General features: G+C 37.4%; 13 protein-coding genes and 1 pseudogene. 4 read left to right on the top strand and 10 right to left on the bottom strand.

Going from position 1 to position 18,523, the window contains the following annotated elements; all coding sequences use genetic code 11:
• Positions 1-78 precede the first annotated feature (78 nt).
• Positions 79-1,731: a M28 family metallopeptidase gene (locus AC0IWE_RS05315; protein WP_471792230.1), complete on the top strand. Its 1,653-nt coding sequence runs from the start codon at positions 79-81 to the stop codon at positions 1,729-1,731.
• Positions 1,732-1,813: 82 nt separating this feature from the next.
• On the opposite strand, the gene AC0IWE_RS05310 is transcribed toward AC0IWE_RS05315, so the two are convergent.
• Positions 1,814-2,416 (bottom strand): outer membrane beta-barrel protein, encoded by a 603-nt coding sequence (locus AC0IWE_RS05310; protein ID WP_055905798.1) that lies wholly within the window; start codon positions 2,414-2,416, stop codon positions 1,814-1,816.
• Positions 2,417-2,732: 316 nt separating this feature from the next.
• Positions 2,733-3,290, bottom strand: coding sequence for an NADPH-dependent FMN reductase (locus tag AC0IWE_RS05305; protein ID WP_055905795.1), 558 nt, complete (start codon positions 3,288-3,290; stop codon positions 2,733-2,735).
• A gap of 107 nt (positions 3,291-3,397) precedes the next feature.
• Here AC0IWE_RS05305 and AC0IWE_RS05300 point away from each other — a divergent pair, with 107 nt between their 5' ends.
• On the top strand, positions 3,398-4,600 hold the full coding sequence (locus tag AC0IWE_RS05300; RefSeq protein WP_471792229.1) for an MFS transporter: 1,203 nt from the start codon (positions 3,398-3,400) through the stop codon (positions 4,598-4,600).
• Positions 4,601-4,651: 51 nt separating this feature from the next.
• On the opposite strand, the gene AC0IWE_RS05295 is transcribed toward AC0IWE_RS05300, so the two are convergent.
• The 7 genes and pseudogenes from AC0IWE_RS05295 to pyrE all read right to left on the bottom strand — a co-directional run bounded on the left by AC0IWE_RS05295 (position 4,652) and on the right by pyrE (position 14,785).
• Complete coding sequence (locus tag AC0IWE_RS05295) at positions 4,652-5,281, bottom strand: hypothetical protein (protein ID WP_471792228.1); 630 nt, start codon at positions 5,279-5,281, stop codon at positions 4,652-4,654.
• Positions 5,282-5,443: 162 nt separating this feature from the next.
• Positions 5,444-6,139: a hypothetical protein gene (locus tag AC0IWE_RS05290; protein ID WP_471792227.1), complete on the bottom strand. Its 696-nt coding sequence runs from the start codon at positions 6,137-6,139 to the stop codon at positions 5,444-5,446.
• Positions 6,140-6,150: 11 nt separating this feature from the next.
• A complete protein-coding gene (locus AC0IWE_RS05285; protein WP_471792226.1) occupies positions 6,151-6,804 on the bottom strand; it encodes a hypothetical protein in 654 nt (217 codons plus the stop codon).
• 150 nt (positions 6,805-6,954) lie between these two features.
• Positions 6,955-9,556 (bottom strand): annotated as a pseudogene (gene clpB, locus AC0IWE_RS05280) (ATP-dependent chaperone ClpB).
• Positions 9,557-10,874: 1,318 nt separating this feature from the next.
• Positions 10,875-13,553 (bottom strand): alpha-L-rhamnosidase, encoded by a 2,679-nt coding sequence (locus AC0IWE_RS05275; protein WP_471792225.1) that lies wholly within the window; start codon positions 13,551-13,553, stop codon positions 10,875-10,877.
• Positions 13,554-13,694: 141 nt separating this feature from the next.
• On the bottom strand, positions 13,695-14,093 hold the full coding sequence (locus tag AC0IWE_RS05270) for an SRPBCC family protein (RefSeq protein ID WP_471792224.1): 399 nt from the start codon (positions 14,091-14,093) through the stop codon (positions 13,695-13,697).
• A gap of 26 nt (positions 14,094-14,119) precedes the next feature.
• Positions 14,120-14,785: an orotate phosphoribosyltransferase gene (gene pyrE / locus AC0IWE_RS05265; protein ID WP_471792223.1), complete on the bottom strand. Its 666-nt coding sequence runs from the start codon at positions 14,783-14,785 to the stop codon at positions 14,120-14,122.
• Positions 14,786-15,385: 600 nt separating this feature from the next.
• Between pyrE and AC0IWE_RS05260 the strand changes: the two genes are divergently transcribed.
• Positions 15,386-16,429, top strand: coding sequence for an NAD(P)-dependent alcohol dehydrogenase (locus AC0IWE_RS05260; RefSeq protein WP_471792222.1), 1,044 nt, complete (start codon positions 15,386-15,388; stop codon positions 16,427-16,429).
• A 75-nt stretch (positions 16,430-16,504) separates the two neighbouring features.
• Here the strand turns inward: AC0IWE_RS05260 and AC0IWE_RS05255 are convergent, their stop codons facing one another.
• A complete protein-coding gene (locus AC0IWE_RS05255) occupies positions 16,505-17,371 on the bottom strand; it encodes a hypothetical protein (RefSeq protein ID WP_471792221.1) in 867 nt (288 codons plus the stop codon).
• 563 nt (positions 17,372-17,934) lie between these two features.
• On the opposite strand from AC0IWE_RS05255, the gene AC0IWE_RS05250 reads away from it, so the two are divergent.
• Positions 17,935-18,351 carry an NUDIX hydrolase gene (locus tag AC0IWE_RS05250; protein ID WP_235526018.1) on the top strand — a complete coding sequence of 139 codons (417 nt, stop codon included), beginning with the start codon at positions 17,935-17,937 and terminating at the stop codon, positions 18,349-18,351.
• Positions 18,352-18,523: the final 172 nt, after the last annotated feature.

The raw sequence follows: 18,523 nt of genomic DNA, 5'->3' as shown, positions 1-18,523 counted from the left end.
TAAAACTGCATCTCCTTTTAGCATTTTCTTCGTATTTTTCAACAAATCATACCAGTCATTAGAAACTAAGCTGTATAAATGAAAAAACTCTTACTATTTTCTACCTCTGCACTACTTTTTTTAAGTGCTTGCAGGCAAAATACCCAAATTACAGAAAACACTACTGATTCTTTGGCGATAAAAGCCATAAATGATTCTAGTTTAACCCAATATTTAGCTGTTATTGCTGCGGATAGTTTGGAAGGAAGAAAACCCTTTACTGTTGGCGAAACCAAAACCATTAATTATTTAAAGGCACAGTTCGAAAAATTGGGGTTGGAACCTGGTAATGGAAAGCGTTTTTTTCAGGAAGTACCGATGGTTGAAATTAAATCCGTACCTGAAGATAAAATGCTATTTAAGGGAAAAACAAGTTCTTTGGTGCTAAATTATTTAACCGATTTTGTTGCCGGAACTAGGCGTGTACAAAATGAAGTGAGCATAAACAATTCGCCACTGGTTTTTGCTGGGTATGGCATTGTTGCACCCAAATATGGTTGGAACGATTATGCCAACCTTGATGTGAAAGGAAAAACTGTTGTGGTGTTGATAAATGACCCTGGATTTGCAGATTCTACTTTGTTTAAGGGTAAAAATATGACTTATTACGGCCGTTGGACATATAAGTTTGAGGAAGCCGCAAGGCAAGGTGCTGCCGGAATTATCATTGTGCACGATACTGAACCTGCCGCTTACCCCTGGACTGTTGTACGCAGCGGATGGTCGAAATCTAAACTTACCCTGCAAAGCGAGGATAACGGTATGAACCGAAGTATAGTAGAAGGTTGGATTACTTTGAATAAGGCAAAACAGTTGTTCGCAATGGATGGCAAATCATTTGATGAGCTGGCTTTAAATGCCCGTAAAAAAGGTTTTAAAGCCGTTGATTTGGGTATCACTACCTCATTAAAAGTTAAAAATACCATTAAAAAATCGGTTACCTATAATGTGCTGGCAAAAATACCGGGCGACAAACGTAAAGATGAGGCCATTATTTATTCGGCCCACTGGGACCATTTAGGCGTGGGAGAAAAAATACAGGGTGATTCGATTTATAATGGAGCGGTTGATAATGCAACAGGCGTGGCATCTCTTTTTGAAATTGCTTCAGCCTTTAAAAAATTACCTAAGGCTCCGGGCAGAACGATTTTATTTATTTCTTACACTGCTGAAGAGCAGGGTTTATTAGGGTCTGAATATTATGCCAAGCATCCTGCCTTTCCTTTGGCAAAAACTGTTGCCAATATTAATATGGATATGATGGGCATTGCCGGTAAAACCAAAGATATTGTAGTATATGGTTTCGGCCAGTCTGAACTGGAAGATTATGCAGCAGAGGCTGCTAAAAAGCAGGGGAGGGTTATTGTGCCAGATCCTGTTCCGTCATCGGGTTTGTATTACCGATCTGATCATTTTAACCTGGCCAAGGTTGGTGTGCCGTCGCTGTTTACAGGTTCGGGAGTAGACAACATTAAAAACGGAAGGGCATGGGGATTAAAACAGGTTGCAGATTTTACCAAATTCCGTTACCATTCTCCTCAAGATAATTTTGATGCTAAAACATGGGATTTATCTGGCATTATAGCAGATGTTAGGATGCTTTTTGATTTGGGTTACCGCATCAGCAATGAAGGTTCTTACCCTAAATGGAAAGATGGATCGGAATTTAAAGCCATCAGAGAAAAGAAATAAACAAAAAGCGTCCCGATTGGAATAACCGGGACGCTTTTTGAAAAAAAGTCATTAATTAAGTTTTTCTATTGGAAAGACTTAATTAAAAGTAGAACTGTACACCTAATCTTGGCGCAAAAGTATCAGCATTTAAGCCAAAACTGTTTGTTTTTAATTTAGCACCTGTTCCTTCAGCTTTAATAGTGTAGTTTTCATAACTTAAACCTTTAACTGAAAGTTCGATACCGATTTTTTTAGTTGGGAAGAAAGCAAAACCTGGAGCAACTTCTACACCGATTTTAGTTGTAGTTCCCAATTTTACTGAGTTATCGCCATTAGCATCTGTTGCTTTTAACTGCCCGAAAGCCAATGGAACAGATAATTGGCCGAAAAATTTAAATTGATCTGATAAACCAACATAGTAACGACCGAAAGGAGCAACTTTAAAAGCGCCATCTTGTGTTTTTTCGCTAACTGTTTTATTGTATTCGTAACCTACACCTGTACCGATTGCAAAATTGTTGCTGATAAAATAACCAACACTTGGTAATACTGTAAAGCTGAAATCTGCTTTTGGAGCGCCGTCAACTTTTGTAGAATTTACACCTACGTTACCACCTAACATAAAATTTCCTTTTTCAGTTTGTGCTTGTGCACCATAAACTAAACCTGCTACTGCTACTAAAGATAATAATAGTTTTTTCATCTTTTTTATTATTTATTTGTTATTAAAATATAGTCAATTTTGTTAATTTAATGTCTGACTATATTCGCCTAAAAGTCAACACTTGTGCCAAAAAACATTGCTTAGGTCATTAAAAAATCAGTTTTTGGACAACTGCTTCACTCACAAACAGATGTAAATTTAATGTTAAGTCAATATTATTTTCGCGTGACTAAAAATCAATCGATCGATTAATTTTTTAAGCATGACAGATTGACAATCTGACTTTTTTTGTATTAATGTCAGATTTATTTGTAGCAGAATTGGCAGGTTTTAAGGAAAGCTTCTCTGGGTATTATTAAACTTTTGATGCTGAAATTAAATTTTCAATTTTCTTTTTAATGATGCTGATGGTTTTCTCATCTGTTAGGTTTCCTTCTGCATCAAATTTATTTTGTGCTTGCGCAATCAAAACTTCTGGTTGTAAAACAGGGTTCATATTTAAGAAAGTAAAAACGGGCAGAAAAGCGGCCTGCATTCTTACCGTTCCCCACATGCCCTGTGTTGCACCCATTAAAGCCACAGGTTTATGCATTAGTGGTGAGTCTTTTCCACGGCTTGCCCAATCGATGGCGTTCTTTAATCCGCCTGGGATAGAATAGTTGTATTCAGGCGAAACGATAATAAAGGCATCGGCACCTGCTAAAGCTGCTCTAAATTTTACTACGCTTGCTGGTCGTTCTTCAACTTCAGGTAAATCTTCATCAGCATTATAAACAGGGATATCATGATAAGCTACAATTTCGAAATCGATACCTTCAGGAATCAAGCTCCCTGCAACTTTCAGTAACATCGCATTATAGGAACCTTTTCTTAAACTTCCACATAAACCAACAATTTTTCTATTCTTTTCCATAGCTATTAAACCGCAACGTTATAAAAATGTTTGGTTTTTGCAAGGACAAGGCGCAAGGTTTAAAAATTTATAATTGCTACTTTTGATGCTATTAGTATACCGATTTTATGAATGAGCCTGCATCTACCACCTCCATTATTGAAAAAACCGTTTTTCCGATACTTTTTGCTTTAAGTTTTTCGCACTTGTTAAATGATACGATTCAATCGTTAATTCCTGCAATTTACCCTATCATTAAAACGAGTTATCATTTAAGTTTTTCGCAAATTGGTTTAATAACGCTTACCTTTCAACTGGCTGCATCGCTGTTACAGCCATTTGTAGGTTTATATACTGATAAAAAACCTCAGCCATTTTCGTTGGCCATTGGAATGGGTTTTACCCTGATCGGATTAATTTCGCTTTCGCAATCAACCCATTTTTACACAATACTGCTTTCTGTGTGTTTTATAGGCATAGGTTCTTCCATTTTTCATCCTGAAGCATCACGGATGGCACACGCGGCCTCCGGAGGAAAGCGGGGATTGGCACAATCCGTTTTTCAGCTGGGCGGTAATGCAGGCAGCTCTTTAGGGCCTTTGTTAGCGGCTTGGATTATAGTTCCTTACGGGCAGTTCAGCGTAATCTGGTTTTCGGTCATCGCATTGCTGGCCATTATCATTCTTACCTATGTGGGCAACTGGTATAAGGGTTTTATGCTTTCAAGAAGTAAAAAGGTAAACATACAAACGGTTGTGAATCAGTTTTCTAAACAAAAAGTGATTTTTTCTGTATGTATTTTGCTCTTGCTTATTTTTTCGAAATACTTTTACATGGCCAGTTTAACCAATTATTTTACTTTTTACCTGATCGATAAATTTCACGTTTCGGTACAAACTTCGCAGATCTACCTGTTTGTATTTTTATTTTCGGTAGCAGCCGGAACATTGCTCGGCGGACCAATTGGAGATAAAATAGGAAGGAAATATGTAATCTGGGCATCTATATTAGGAACAGCGCCATTCGCATTATTGTTGCCACATGCCAGCCTGTTTTGGGTAGGGGTATTGATTGTTCCAATAGGAATGATTTTGGCATCGGCATTCTCTGCAATTTTAGTGTATGCACAGGAATTAATCCCAGGGAAGGTAGGATTAGTGGCAGGACTATTTTTCGGCTTTGCCTTTGGTATGGGCGGCATTGGGTCGGCATTATTAGGGAAACTGGCCGATTCTACAAGTATTGAATATGTATTTAACATTTGTGCGTTTCTGCCATTAATCGGCTTGTTAACAGGTTTATTGCCTAACATAGAAACGAAAAAGAAATAAAAAAGCCCATCCTTTTTATAAAGATGGGCCACAATTTTGACTGTTGAGGAGTTAAAAAAGGATATAAATCTTAAAGCCAAGGTTGTTGATGAATCCTTGACTGCTTAAATTGAATGAGGTGGTTTCGGTTTTAGTGATCACGTTGGCATTATTTGTTTCGTTTATTTCGTTTTTAGCATACACAATGTCTGCTGTTAATAAACTGGTTTCTAATGCAAATCTTTTTGATAGAAACCAGGTAATACCTCCATATGCACCTACATTATATTGGTTACTGGTTGAGCTGTATTGCGAATAGCTTTCAGGTAAATTATTGTTTTCACTGTGTGTGTAACCGGCTCTTCCTCCAGCATATGCAAACAAGGTTTTTACCAATGGGAAATAATGCTGATAACTTAAATTGCCGCCATAACTTTTTTGCTCTTGCTTTACATTATCGTTCGCATTATATTTATTTAAACCATAAGTTAAATCTAATCCAAGCTTATCATTATCTTTAATGAAATAGCCATATCCAAGGCTGAAGCTATTATTTTGGTACTTGTTTTCGTAGTTTGCACCAGTAGTTTTGTTTGTGGTAGAGTTAATACCAAAGCTTAAAGCGTTTGTTCCTTTTGTTTGCGCGAAACCGCATAGGGAGATACCCACGGCCATAGCCGTAACCATTAGTTGTTTTTTCATTCTCATTTGTGTTTTTTGTGTATCCAATGATAAAATAAAAAAAACGATATTAACTATTGCTTTAGTTATGTTTTTGTTAAGTTATTGATTATCAGTAATAAAAAATAAAACCAATCTGTTTTATTAGATCGGTTTTAAGTAATAATAAGACTTATTTGTGTACTATTTAGCGTTTGCGCTCAGAATAAAATAGTACATTTCAAGGGGAGTGGAGTTACAATCGCCTCCTATATTTCCGGTAATTGATTTGATCTTTCCGTTTTCTTCGGGGAAAATACTTCTGTTGTATTCGATCTGTGCGCCACCTATTGATTTAATCTTTCCATTCTCTTCTTCAAAAATGCTCTTGTAGTATTGTATTTCTACCTGGCCAATTGTCTTGATTTTTCCATTTTCTTCGGGGAAGATGCTTTTATAGTATTCAATTTTCTTATCCCCGATAGATTTCACTTTACCATTTTCCTCAGGGAAAATGCTTTTATAATATTCGAAATTCTTATCTCCGATGGATTTAATCTTTCCGTTCTCTTCCGGGAAAATACTTTTATAATATTCGAAATTCTTATCTCCGATGGATTTAATCTTTCCGTTCTCTTCCGGGAAGATGCTTTTATAGTATTCAAATTTCTTATCTCCGATGGATTTAATCTTTCCGTTCTCTTCCGGGAAGATGCTTCGATAGTATTCTATTTTTTTATTGCCAATAGCCTCTGGCTTCCCATTTTCTTCGGGAAAAATACTTTTATAATATTTTATTTCAGTGCTTTCTGTTGTTTGGGCTTTCACATTACATATGTAAGTGAAGAGCAGCACTAAGCTTAAAATTCTTAAGCTTAGCAGATTGAATATTTTTCTCATTCGATCAGAAATTAGAAGTGAATATTGATGGTGAAGGTAGGGGTAAAGTTATCGAGTGCCAACCGGAGGTTATTTTTCTTATCGAAGTTGTAAAATGATTCTTCGGCATAATAATTTTGGTGGAAGAAGCTTAAAATTGGAAACGAAAACTCGATACTGGAATCGTTAGTAAGCATATAGGCAAAACCTGGACTTAAGCTTGCTCCAAAGCCTTTTGCACGAGCATCGGTACGGATAAGATAACCTTCATCGTCAATTCTATTGAATGTATTAATCTGAAGGAGCAAATTAGCCTGAGCAAAAAACTTAAACCGATTTTTAACATCAACATATTTGCGTATGAAAGGAGAGATGCCGAAGCTAAATTCTTTTGGACCATAGCGATCTTCGTATCTTCCATCTTCTTCATCCCAGGAAATATAACTTTCGCCACGTAATTTGGAAAGATTTAAAGGGATCTCCAGGCCTATAGCAAAATTATTGGACAAAAAGTAACCTCCTCTGGGTGTTGCAGTAAAAGTGTTTAAGCTTGGTGAGGAGTTGTTCTGTTTAGAAGTTCCAAAACTTAAACTCAAACCAGCAAAGCCGGTTCCTTTTTCAGTTTGGGCATAACAGCGCCAACTGACGGCGCATAGCAGTGCCATGATGATTAATTTAGGTTTCATTTTATTTGTGTTTTTGTGTGTAATCAATAATAACCATTATTGAAACAAAAAGCAAGAAAATGAACGGTTAAATTAGTTGATTTAAAAGGTGCTTTTTAAACAAAAAAAAACCGCCCCGATGTAATCGGGACGGTTTTTGATCAGTATATATTAACCAGCATTTTGGTTCAGGAACACAAAATTATGATCGAACATATCCAGCTTAATTTTACTGTCTTTATCGATCTTTCCTGCCAAGATCTCTTTCGACAGCTCATTTAAGATTCTTTTTTGAATGACCCTTTTTAACGGTCTGGCACCAAACTGAGGATCGTAACCCAATTGTGCCAACCAATCTAAAGCTTCATCACTGGCATCCATTTCTATACCCATTTCGGCCAGGGTTTGTTGTACCTGTTTAAACTGTAAGCTTACAATATTTCTAATTTCGCTGCGGTTTAAAGGGGTAAACATAATCAGCTCATCAATCCTGTTTAAAAACTCCGGGCGGATGGTCTGTTTCAACACCTCGAACAATTCATTTTTGGTTTTAGCAATTACCTCATCGCGGTTTTCGTCACTTAAATCTTTAAAATTATCCTGAATTAAATGCGCACCAATGTTAGAGGTCATGATAATGATCGTATTTTTAAAATTCACTGTTCTACCTTTATTATCAGTTAAACGGCCATCATCCAATACCTGTAACAGGATGTTAAATACATCTGGGTGTGCTTTTTCAATCTCATCAAGCAATACAACCGAATAAGGTTTGCGTCTAACTGCTTCGGTTAACTGTCCACCTTCATCGTAGCCAACATAGCCTGGAGGCGCTCCGATTAAACGCGACACGGCATGGCGTTCCTGGTATTCACTCATATCAATCCGGGTGAGGGCATTTTCATCGTTGAATAAAAATTCGGCCAATGCTTTTGCCAATTCCGTTTTACCTACACCTGTTGTACCTAAGAAAATGAAAGAACCAATTGGTTTACGTTTATCCTGTAAACCTGCACGAGAACGGCGGATGGCATCAGAAATGGCTTCGATGGCCTCATCTTGCCCGGCTACGCGTTGGTGTAACTCTTGTTCTAAATGGAGCAGTTTTTCCCGTTCACTTGCAATAAGTTTTGTAACTGGTATGCCTGTCCATCTACCTACAACACCAGCAATATCATCGGCAGTAACTTCCTCTTTAAGCATTCGGCTATCCGTTTGCTGACTTTCTAAATCGGCTTTAAGTTTTTCAACTTTATCTTGTGCCTCTTTAATTTTTCCGTAACGGATTTCGGCAACTTTACCATAATCTCCGGCACGTTCTGCCTGTTCGGCTTCTAATTTATAGTGTTCTATCTGCTCTAAGTGCGTATTTACAGCATCTACCAAATCTTTTTCGCCTTGCCATTTTGCTTTAAATTCATCGCGCTCTGCTGATAAATTTGCAATTTCTTCTGATAGCTCTTTAACTTTTCTATCGTCTTTTTCGCGTTTAATGGCTTCACGTTCAATTTCCAAACGCATAATCTCGCGGTCTAAAGCATCCACATGCCTCTGGCACACTGTCCATTTCCATGCGCAATTTTGATGCTGCCTCGTCCATTAAATCAATGGCCTTATCGGGTAAAAAACGGTCTGAAATGTAGCGCTGACTCATTTCTACAGCTGCAATAATTGCTTCATCTTTAATTCTTACCTTATGGTGTGTTTCGTAACGCTCTTTTAATCCACGAAGGATAGAAATTGCATCCTGGGTATCTGGTTCTTCCACCATCACTTTTTGGAAACGACGCTCCAATGCTTTATCTTTTTCTAAATATTTTTGGTATTCGTCTAAAGTTGTTGCACCAATGGCACGTAATTCTCCGCGGGCAAGGGCAGGTTTTAAAATGTTTGCGGCATCCATTGCGCCTTCGCCACCACCAGCGCCTACTAAAGTGTGTATCTCATCAATAAACAAAATAATGTCGCCATCACTTTGGGTAACCTCTTTAACAACAGCTTTTAAACGTTCTTCAAACTCGCCTTTGTATTTTGCACCGGCAATAAGTGAGCCCATATCTAGTGAATAAACCACTTTGCTTTTTAAATTTTCAGGCACATCTCCTTTAATAATTCTAAAAGCAATCCCTTCGGCAATGGCGGTTTTACCTACACCTGGTTCACCGATTAAAATCGGGTTGTTTTTGGTTCTACGGGATAATATCTGGATTACGCGGCGGATTTCTTCATCACGACCGATAACGGGATCGAGTTTTCCGCTTTCTGCATATTCGTTTAAATTCCTGGCATATTTGCTTAAAGCCTGGTAAGTAGCTTCGGCATTCTGATCGGTTACGCGGTTATCGCCACGCAATTCTACAATGGCTTTCTTAAGGTCTTTTTCGTTAACACCTTGCTCTTTTAATAACTTGGAAGTGCTATCATTAACGGTAAGAATACCCAATAACAGGTGTTCTACTGAAACAAATTCATCTTTAAATTCTTTTAAAAACGTTTGCGCTTTCTGTAAAACGCTATTGGCATTTGATGACAGATAGACATTGCTTCCACTCACTTTAGGGAATTTGGCAATCTCCGCATCAAGATTTTGATTTAAGGAATTAAGGTTAACGTTCAATTTCTTTAAAACATAAGAAACCACGTTTTCATCAACAGTAAGCAAACCTTTAAGCAGGTGTGCCGTTTCAATAGCCTGTTGCTGATTGCCTTGGGCTATTTCAGAAGCCTGTTGAACTGCTTCCTGGGCTTTTATGGTAAAATTGTTGAAGTTCATATTTGCTTTTAAGTCAAAACAAATGCCATATTGATTTAGATTTTTAAATCGGAAATTTTGTCTGTAAGTTTAAATTTTTTATGACTAATTTACTGATAATTAGTGTTTTATGCTGAAAATTTGTCGTGCATGGTTTGATTATTAGTTTTATTGATGACTGGGAAGTGTCAATTAATTAATTGCAACTGAAAACTCAAACTGCCAACTGAAAACTGCCAATTGAAAACTATAAATTGCCAACTGAACATAATAAACTGCTAATTGATTTGGGCGTTCCCCATCCCGATGAAAAATCGGGAAAGGGGCGGGCTTTACAGGGCTGCGCTTCGCTCCGGTACCGATGAAGGATCGGCACTGAACCCTTACAATCCCTAACGCGGTATTTAGCTCGGTATCTATCCCGAGGTGGGAAATTGTTGCCAAAAAGCACTGAAATTGCTGATTAAACCTGATAGAACGGAAAGCCCGAAGACCGATTTTTCCATCGGGCGAAGACTTGGAGAGATAGCAGGACTACCGTAACCTAAATGTACAGGAACATGATTTCCAAAATAAAATCAATGAAATTACTTTTTACAAAGATGCTGAAACAAGTTCAGCAGGACGGATTTAGGTAAGGAAATAAAAGTGAATAAATTAGTACATCCTTGTAAAATTACCGGGTATTTTCTCTTTGCGTCTTCCTGAACTCGTTTCAGGATCTTTTATCATGGTTGTTTGATCAAAAAACTTAAAATGAAAACTATAAACTGCCAACTGAAAACTATAAACTGCTAATTGATTTGGGCGTTCCCCATCCCGATGAAAAATCGGGAAAGGGGCGGGCTTTGCAGGGCTGCGCTTCGCTCCGGTACCGATGAAGGATCGGCACTGAACCCTTACAATCCCTAACGCGGTATTTAGCTCAGTATCTATCCCGTGGTGAGAAATTGTTGCCAAAAAGCACTGAAATTGCTGATTAAACCTGATAGAACGGAAAGCCCGGAGCCCGATTTTCCATCGGGCGAGGACTTGGAGAGATGGCAGGACTACCGTAACCTAAATGTGCAGGAACCTGATTTCCAAAATAAAATCAATGAAATTACTTTTACAAATATGCTGAAACAAGTTCAGCAGGACGGATTTAAGTAAGGAAAAGTGAACAAATTAATACATTCTTGTAAAACCACCGGGTATTTTCTCTTTGCGGTCTTCCTGAACTCGTTTCATGACCTATTATAATGGTTGTTTGATCAAAAAACTCAAACTGAAAACTATAAACTGCCAACTGATTCGTAGATTTAGACCTCGCAGGTTTCAAAAACCTGCGAGGTCTGGATTATTTACCTGCTTTTTGTTCTATTATATATTTCCCTGCGGCTAAATCTATTTTTCCGGTATTGCTTGGCTTACCATTTATATAGTTACTCATGCCACGGGTAAGTGGCAGATTAATTGTGGCTGTAGAATTAGCAGGGATAGTGATATCGTATCTAATTCCATTATTAATCCGCTTCCACGAACTGATAATTTTACCATAAGGACCAATATGGCTGGCTTCGAAAGCGTTTAATCCTTCCATAACGTGTGGGCTCAAAATTATATGTTTAAAGCCTGGCTCTTTTTCGTCGGGTTTAATTCCTCCTGGTGATTTGTATAACCAGGCACCAATTTCTCCAAACATAATGTGGTTCATCGAGATATCCGATTTTGCATCAATTGGCCAGTTTTCATACAATGTTGTGGCTCCGTTTTCCATCCACCATCCCCAGCTTGGATATGTTTTTTGAGCGGCAACCTTGTAGGCAACATCGCTGCGTCCGTTTTCGCTCAAAGCATTTAAAATGGCTTTAGTGCCCAATAAACCAACATCTAAATGAAACCCATCGGCTTCTACGCGTTTAGCTAAATTTTCTGCAACTAAAGCAACTGATTCTTCTGGAACGATTTTCCAATAAAGCGGCACACTCATCTCAGTTTGCACACCGGAAGCATAAATTCCTTTTTCTTTATTTAAATATTTGGTGTTAAAGGCGTCTTTAATTTTTTTGGCCAATGCCATGTATTTTTCATAATCATCGTTTTTGCCTAAAATTTTAGCTGCTTTAGCCAAAATAACCACATCAGCATAGTAATAACAGGTAGAGGTAAGTTCGACAGGGGATTTAGATTTTACCGGAATCCAATCGCCCAACCCCCAAGTGGTTAAGCCAGTAGGATAGGTTTCGTCGATATGGTTTACATATTTTCTGATGTTTTCGTAACAGTCGGCAAGTAATTTTTTATCGCCATAAAACAGGTAAACATTCCATGGTATAATGGCAATTGTGCTTGTCCAGTCGGGGCCATTACCCCATTCGTAACCCCAGCCATCAGTTGGAATAATAGATGGTAAAACACCATTTGGCTGTTGTTCATCACGGTGATCGGCAAGCCATTTTTCATAAATGGTGATGCCATCAAAGCCATATAGTCCGGTTTCTATGGCAATTTGTGCGTCGCCAGTCCAGCCGTTTTTCTCTCTCTGTGGGCAATCGGTTGGGTAGCCAAAAAGGTTAGATAGGTATGAATTGTTGGTGGCGTAATAGATTTTGTTAATAATCGGCTCAGAAGATTTAACATCGCCAGCAACCGGCACATCGCTGTGCATAAAATAACCCACTAAATCTTCTTTTTTTAATTCGATAGGAGCTGAACTGGTTACTTCTACATATTGAAAACCCTTGTAATTAAAATGCGGCATAAAACTTTGTTTACCCTTTCCGTTTAAAATCAAAATATCGGTTTGAAAGGGATCTGTATTATCGATGGGGCGGTAATGAGCGTCAATATTTGAAATATCTACATGCCCGTTGGGGTATAAACGTTCGCCATGTTTTAGTTTTATTGTAGTTCCTGCCGGGCCATTTACGGTAATTTTACTCACTCCGGAAATATTTCTGCCCAAATCGAAAAGATACGTGGTATCATTAAACTTTCTTAAACTTTTACTGGCTATTTCTTCTACATTTCGAATGGGGTGTAATGCCTGTGCAACAATATTTTTCGATGGGGCAGAGCGGTACATCACTTCTTTCCAATCTTTATCATCAAAATCAGGCGTATTCCAGCCTAATTTTTCTAAACGTGCGTCGTAATGTTCGGCTGTATAAATGCTGTTAAAAACAATCGGACTGAGTGCTGTTTTCCAATCTTTGCCTGATTTAATGGTTTCAGTTGTGCCATCTTCATAGCTAATGCGTATATCGAGGCAAAAAGCAGGCCTGTTGCGCCATGGGGCACGGTCAAAATACCATACAGCGGTTGATTGATGGTTGTACCATCCATTTCCTAATAATACCCCAATGGCATTTTTACCAGATTTTATGGCATTTGTTACATCATAAGTAACGTACAATGTTCTCCTATCGTAACGGGTATACATAGGATCCATACGGTGGTTGCCAATTTTATTGCCGTTGATCGATAGCTCGTAAAGTCCGCCTGCTGCGATATAAGCCCTTGCCGATTTTATTTTTTTTGTAGCGGTAAAGGTATTTCTAAAATAGGGGGCTGGTTTAAGCCTGGTGTTTTCGGTATCCGAGATCCATGCCCCTTGCCAGTTTTCCATTTTCATCATGCCAGTTTCAAAACTGGCAATCGCTATTTTATTGGATTTCTTTTTGTTTCCATCGGCTATATCAATCCTCCAATAATATTTAGTAAAAGGTTTTAGTAATTGACCCGAATAAACAACAAGATTTTTATCTGAAGTTACCCAACCGGTATTCCAAAGTTTGCCGCCAGCTTTAACAAGCGAAATAGAATCGGTATCAACCAGAATACGATAGGCAGTTTGCCTTGCACCCCGGCTGGTGTCATTCATTTGCCAGGTAAAACGTGGATTGGGATTATCCAAACCGATGGGATTAACCAAATATTCGGTTTTTAATGCGGTGAGTGATGTTTGTGCAAATGTTTGTGAAACAGGGATAAGGGCAAATACTAAGGCAGTTACCTGTAGAAATCTGAGGTTCATAGTTTAAAGGTTATTCAAAAACTAAGGTATTAAAATAATATGCGGATAAAAGAACAGCAATGGAATTTTTACGCATAAAAAAAGACGAGCTTTTACTCGTCTTCAATATCTATGCATTCAGTTAAATCTGAGAACCAATGTTTAGCCTAAAATTTCTTTCAGTTTTTCTGTTTGATGATCAGCAAGTTTTTGTAAAGGGCCAGAGGCCAACATTTTCATCATCATATTTAAATCTGCAGAAATGATGTGTTTTGCTGTAGTGGTTCCATTTCCATTATCGGCAACTGTCCATTTTAATTCAACATCGAAAGGTGCTTTTTCGCTCGGAATTGCTGTTATTTCTTCATTTTCTACCCGGTTAGCAATTTTTATGGCCAATTTTGCCATATTCTGAATGGTAAAACGTGCATCATCTTCAGTAGATTCCCAGTTGTAAATGTTTTCTGGCATCAATTGCTGATGATTGTTCATATTGGATAGGAAAGTATAAACCTCTGAAACCGGTTTATTAACTTCTACTGTGCTTTCAATAACAGTCATTATATATTTTTATAGATTTGTTTTACTTAAGACTCGGAACTTAAAGTCTGACCCTGGCCCCATTCTGAAGGATTTAAGCGCCATTTGCCTAATAATTCCATGTCGTTTTTAGCAATAATGCTGTGCTCTGCAGCATAATCGATTAAGGCACCATAATTTGATAAAGTTAAGTAACGGCATTTTGCAGCTGCAAAATTTTCGTCTGCTTTTTCGAAACCGTAAGTGAAAATTGCAGCTAAACCGGCTACAGATAAACCAGCGGCTCTTAAAGCTTCAACAGCTTGTAAACTGCTTTTACCTGTAGAAATTAAATCTTCAATAACCACCACGCGTTGGCCTTCTACAACTTCACCTTCAATTAAACTTCCGGTACCGTGCTCTTTAGCTTTTGCTCTAACATAGATAAAAGGTAAACCCAGTTCCTGAGCCACCAAAACGCCCTGAGGAATTCCAGCGGTTGCAACACCTGCAATTACATCAACCGAACCGAATTCTTCCTGAATGGCCTGTGCCAGTTTTTGGCGGATGTATGTTCTAACCTGAGGATGAGAAAGGGTAATTCTGTTATCGCAATAAATTGGCGATTTCCAACCCGAAGCCCATGTAAAAGGGTTATTTGGTTGTAATTTGATTGCTTTTATCTGTAATAAAAATTCCGCTACCTTTAATTCAATATCACTTTTATTATACATGGTTCAAAATTACAGATTTATTTGTGTTTGTCATAACGTTTATTAAACCCCAATGTTTTAAAGGGCATAAAAAAAATGTAGAAAATAATTCGATTTCAACATTCAAATGTTTCAAATATCGGAAATTCTGATGGATGCTAAAAGCTATTTCTTGCCACTCCTTGTAAATCAAGAGGATAAAGAATTGTAAGTGTTGAAAACACTAAAGATTATATTGTATTTATCATATTGTACCGTTTGTAACAATGAATAATCCGATCTGTCTTAAGAGATATCACTAATTTATGATAGTTTTAAAATCAGATTATTTTAGTTCGCACGAACGCCTTACGCTTTTTCTCAACGAGAACCATATTAAACGCGAAGATATTTTAGTGATCACCCAAGACCAAGGGATGTTTACAATCTTTTTTTACGCAGATGATGCTATAAAAGAAATTACACATGGCTTGTTCTCTTGATATATTTTGATCTAGTTCTCTTTAATAACATACTTATACCATACTGTTGTTTGAATTTTGCAATGAATTATTTGATTTGTGTAATCGTTCCTAACAAAGGGCTGATTACATTTGTTATGGTTAAATAAATTAAATTTTTATGATAGCAACAAAAGGATATGCGGCACAAAATGCCGGAACAGATCTTGCACCCTGGAATTTTGAGCGCCGGGAAGTAGGTCCTCATGATGTTCAATTTGAAATACTTTTCTGTGGCGTTTGTCACTCAGATCTGCATCAGATTAAAAATGACTGGTTTCCTGGGATATTCCCGATGGTTCCCGGACATGAAATTGTAGGCAGGGTTATTAAAGTTGGAGATCATGTTAAAAAATTCAAAGTAGGTGATCTTGCCGGTACAGGTTGTATGGTAGATTCTTGCCAGGTTTGCGAAAACTGTAAGCAGGATTTAGAACAATACTGTTTAGAAGGCAATACGCAGACATATAACGGTTTGGAGAGAGATGGTAAAACGCCTACTTATGGTGGATATTCTGATTCGATCGTAGTGCGTGAAGAATTTGTACTTCATGTTTCTGATAAATTAAATCTTGCTGCTGTAGCACCGCTTTTATGTGCTGGTATTACTACTTACTCTCCGTTAAGACACTGGAAAGTAGGAAAAGGCCATAAGCTTGCCGTACTTGGTTTAGGTGGTTTGGGCCATATGGCAGTAAAATTTGGCGTAGCATTTGGAGCTGAGGTAACTGTATTGAGTACTTCACCTAAAAAAGAAGAGGATGCTAAAAAGCTTGGTGCACATCATTTTGTGGTAACTACCGATCCTGAACAGGTTAAAGCTGCGAAAGGTACTTTCGATTTTATTTTGGATACAGTATCTGCAGAGCACGATTTTAACATGTACCTTTCTTTATTAAGAACAAATGGTACACATATCTGTGTGGGTGTACCGCCAAAACCAGCAGAAATTGCCGCTTTTAGTTTATTGGGCGGTAGAAAAAGTCTTGCAGGATCGGGGATCGGAGGAATTGCTGAAACTCAGGAAATGTTAGATTTTTGTGCTGAAAACAATATTGTTTCTGATATCGAAATGATCGATATGAAAGACATTCACCATGCTTATGAACGCATGGAAAAAGGAGATGTTCGTTACCGCTTTGTAATTGATATGGCTACTTTATAGCTATAACTTAGTATTTTAATAGGGATTTGGAACAGCATCAGCTGATTTTAAATCCCTATTTTTTTATAAAACGATCTACTCTGCAGCGTTCTGCTTTATAAATTCAGCTATCGTAATGTGATGATCAGATTCTACTTTAAAAATCTGTTTCCTGTTTTCGGCCAGTAAATTCTGAAGTGTGCTTACCGAATCTTTAAGGTAGGAGATGGATAGCATGCGCGAAATGCGGCTTCTTATTTTATCTGCCATAAATATTTCAACAAGGATCAGGCTGATTAAAAAAATATAATGTGTTAATATCAGGTTATTGGTGTTTTTGCCAAGGGCAGGCATCCCGATCGAACTGAAAATGGCATCTATAACCAATGGAATACCAATAATGGCAATTAACGAAAATGCACTTACCTTTAAGGTGATGCGTTTTTCTGCAAGTTTCATCTGTTCATTAAAGGCAGAAAACTTACTTTGAAAAGGAGTATTGCGGTTATTTTGTTGTTGCTCCAGTTTCTGCAAATCCTTTCCATGTGCTATGTCGATTTTGCGCACCTGCTCCACAATAAACGATTCCGCATTGTTGAGTTTTTCCTGGTCTTTTACTATCGATTCCTGCTCAGCAATAATTTTGTCCATCACCATCAAATCTTCCGGAATGCCATGGCGTAACTTCTGTTCTGCGGCAATAATGCGGTTATCCAATTGTTTAAACTGTCGTTTAAGCTCGGCAATTTCTTTGTTGTAATGCTCTTTTTTGGAGCTGTAATCGTTTTCCAGACTATTGAGTGCTGAAGCATACTCAAAATTTGCCAACAACTGTTCATTGCCAGCAAACCGCTGATAAAGCCCATTTAATTTGATAAAGAGTTCTCCTGTTGATTTTTCTGGGTTTGAAAGATCAATCTGGTATGCTTCCAGATCTGTTTCGGATAGTGAAGGTATTGGCATGGCAGATTAAAAGGTTAAAATTATGAAAATATTTGTCGTTGAGTGAATTATTCACCATTCTTTTCCAACTGATTATAAATATTGAGCAGTTAAACAATAACATTTTTGAAATACATTTCTTCTTCAAGAAAATATTTATATATTTGTACCAAGCAAGGGGTGAGAGCCTTGCATCAATCTTTGATTGAGAGCGTTAATTTAGATAAGGTTACAACATTAATTGTTGTAACCTTTTTTTTTACCATGTAAATAACTCAACAATTTTTCTACTTTAGGGGAATCAAACATTCAGATTTATTCGTGTTGGAATGATACAATTGAATTATTTGATTTGAGTTTAGCGCGTTTTAATGTCTTTTTAAAAATATATGCCGAGAAATTATAGAATTTATATTAACGATAACACTTTATTTATCTCAGATTTTCTGCCCGAACAAAAAGAGAAAATTCAACAACTTGAATTTCAGGATTTTGATTTGCAGATGTTCTACAAAAAACTAAAGAACGGGTCAAAAAAAAGCTATATTTTTTTAACAAAGAATCCTAAGGAAACGTTTAAAAAATTGAAAAAAGATTGCACAATCATAAAAGCTGCGGGTGGTTTGGTAGAAAGTGCAAACGGAAATTACCTCTTTATTTTCAGGAACAAAAAATGGGATTTGCCGAAAGGCAAGTTGGAAGAAGGTGAAAAAATGAAAGAAACCGCTGTTCGCGAAGTAGAGGAAGAATGCGGGATCAGGGTTTTTAAACGGGAAGAAAAGCTTTGTAAAACTTACCATGTTTATCCAATCGGTTCGAAAATGGTAATTAAAAAAACAAATTGGTATAAAATGAAGGTTAAAGGTGAACCTAATTTGATACCACAAAAGGAAGAGGGAATTGATGAAGCCGTATGGTTAGATAAAAACCACATTTCTCCGGTAGTTAAAAATACTTTTCCATCAATAATGGATGTGTTAAGGGCCGGGGGGATCTTGTAATTATTCCTTCGCACAGATTGTATTGCTGAAATTATTTTTAGCAGGTGGAAATCACCTTAACTTTGCCAGATTAAACTTGTTGAAACTTTTTAAGATATTTATATCCGCATTTATAGATCTTTTAGAAAGGTGGTCATGGTGAGGAGTAACCAGGAAAGCAATCTTTCACATT

The organism is Pedobacter sp. AC402, from assembly GCF_979252805.1.
Note: the sequence above shows the minus strand (reverse complement) of the source record. Positions and strands in the feature narration are given on the sequence as shown.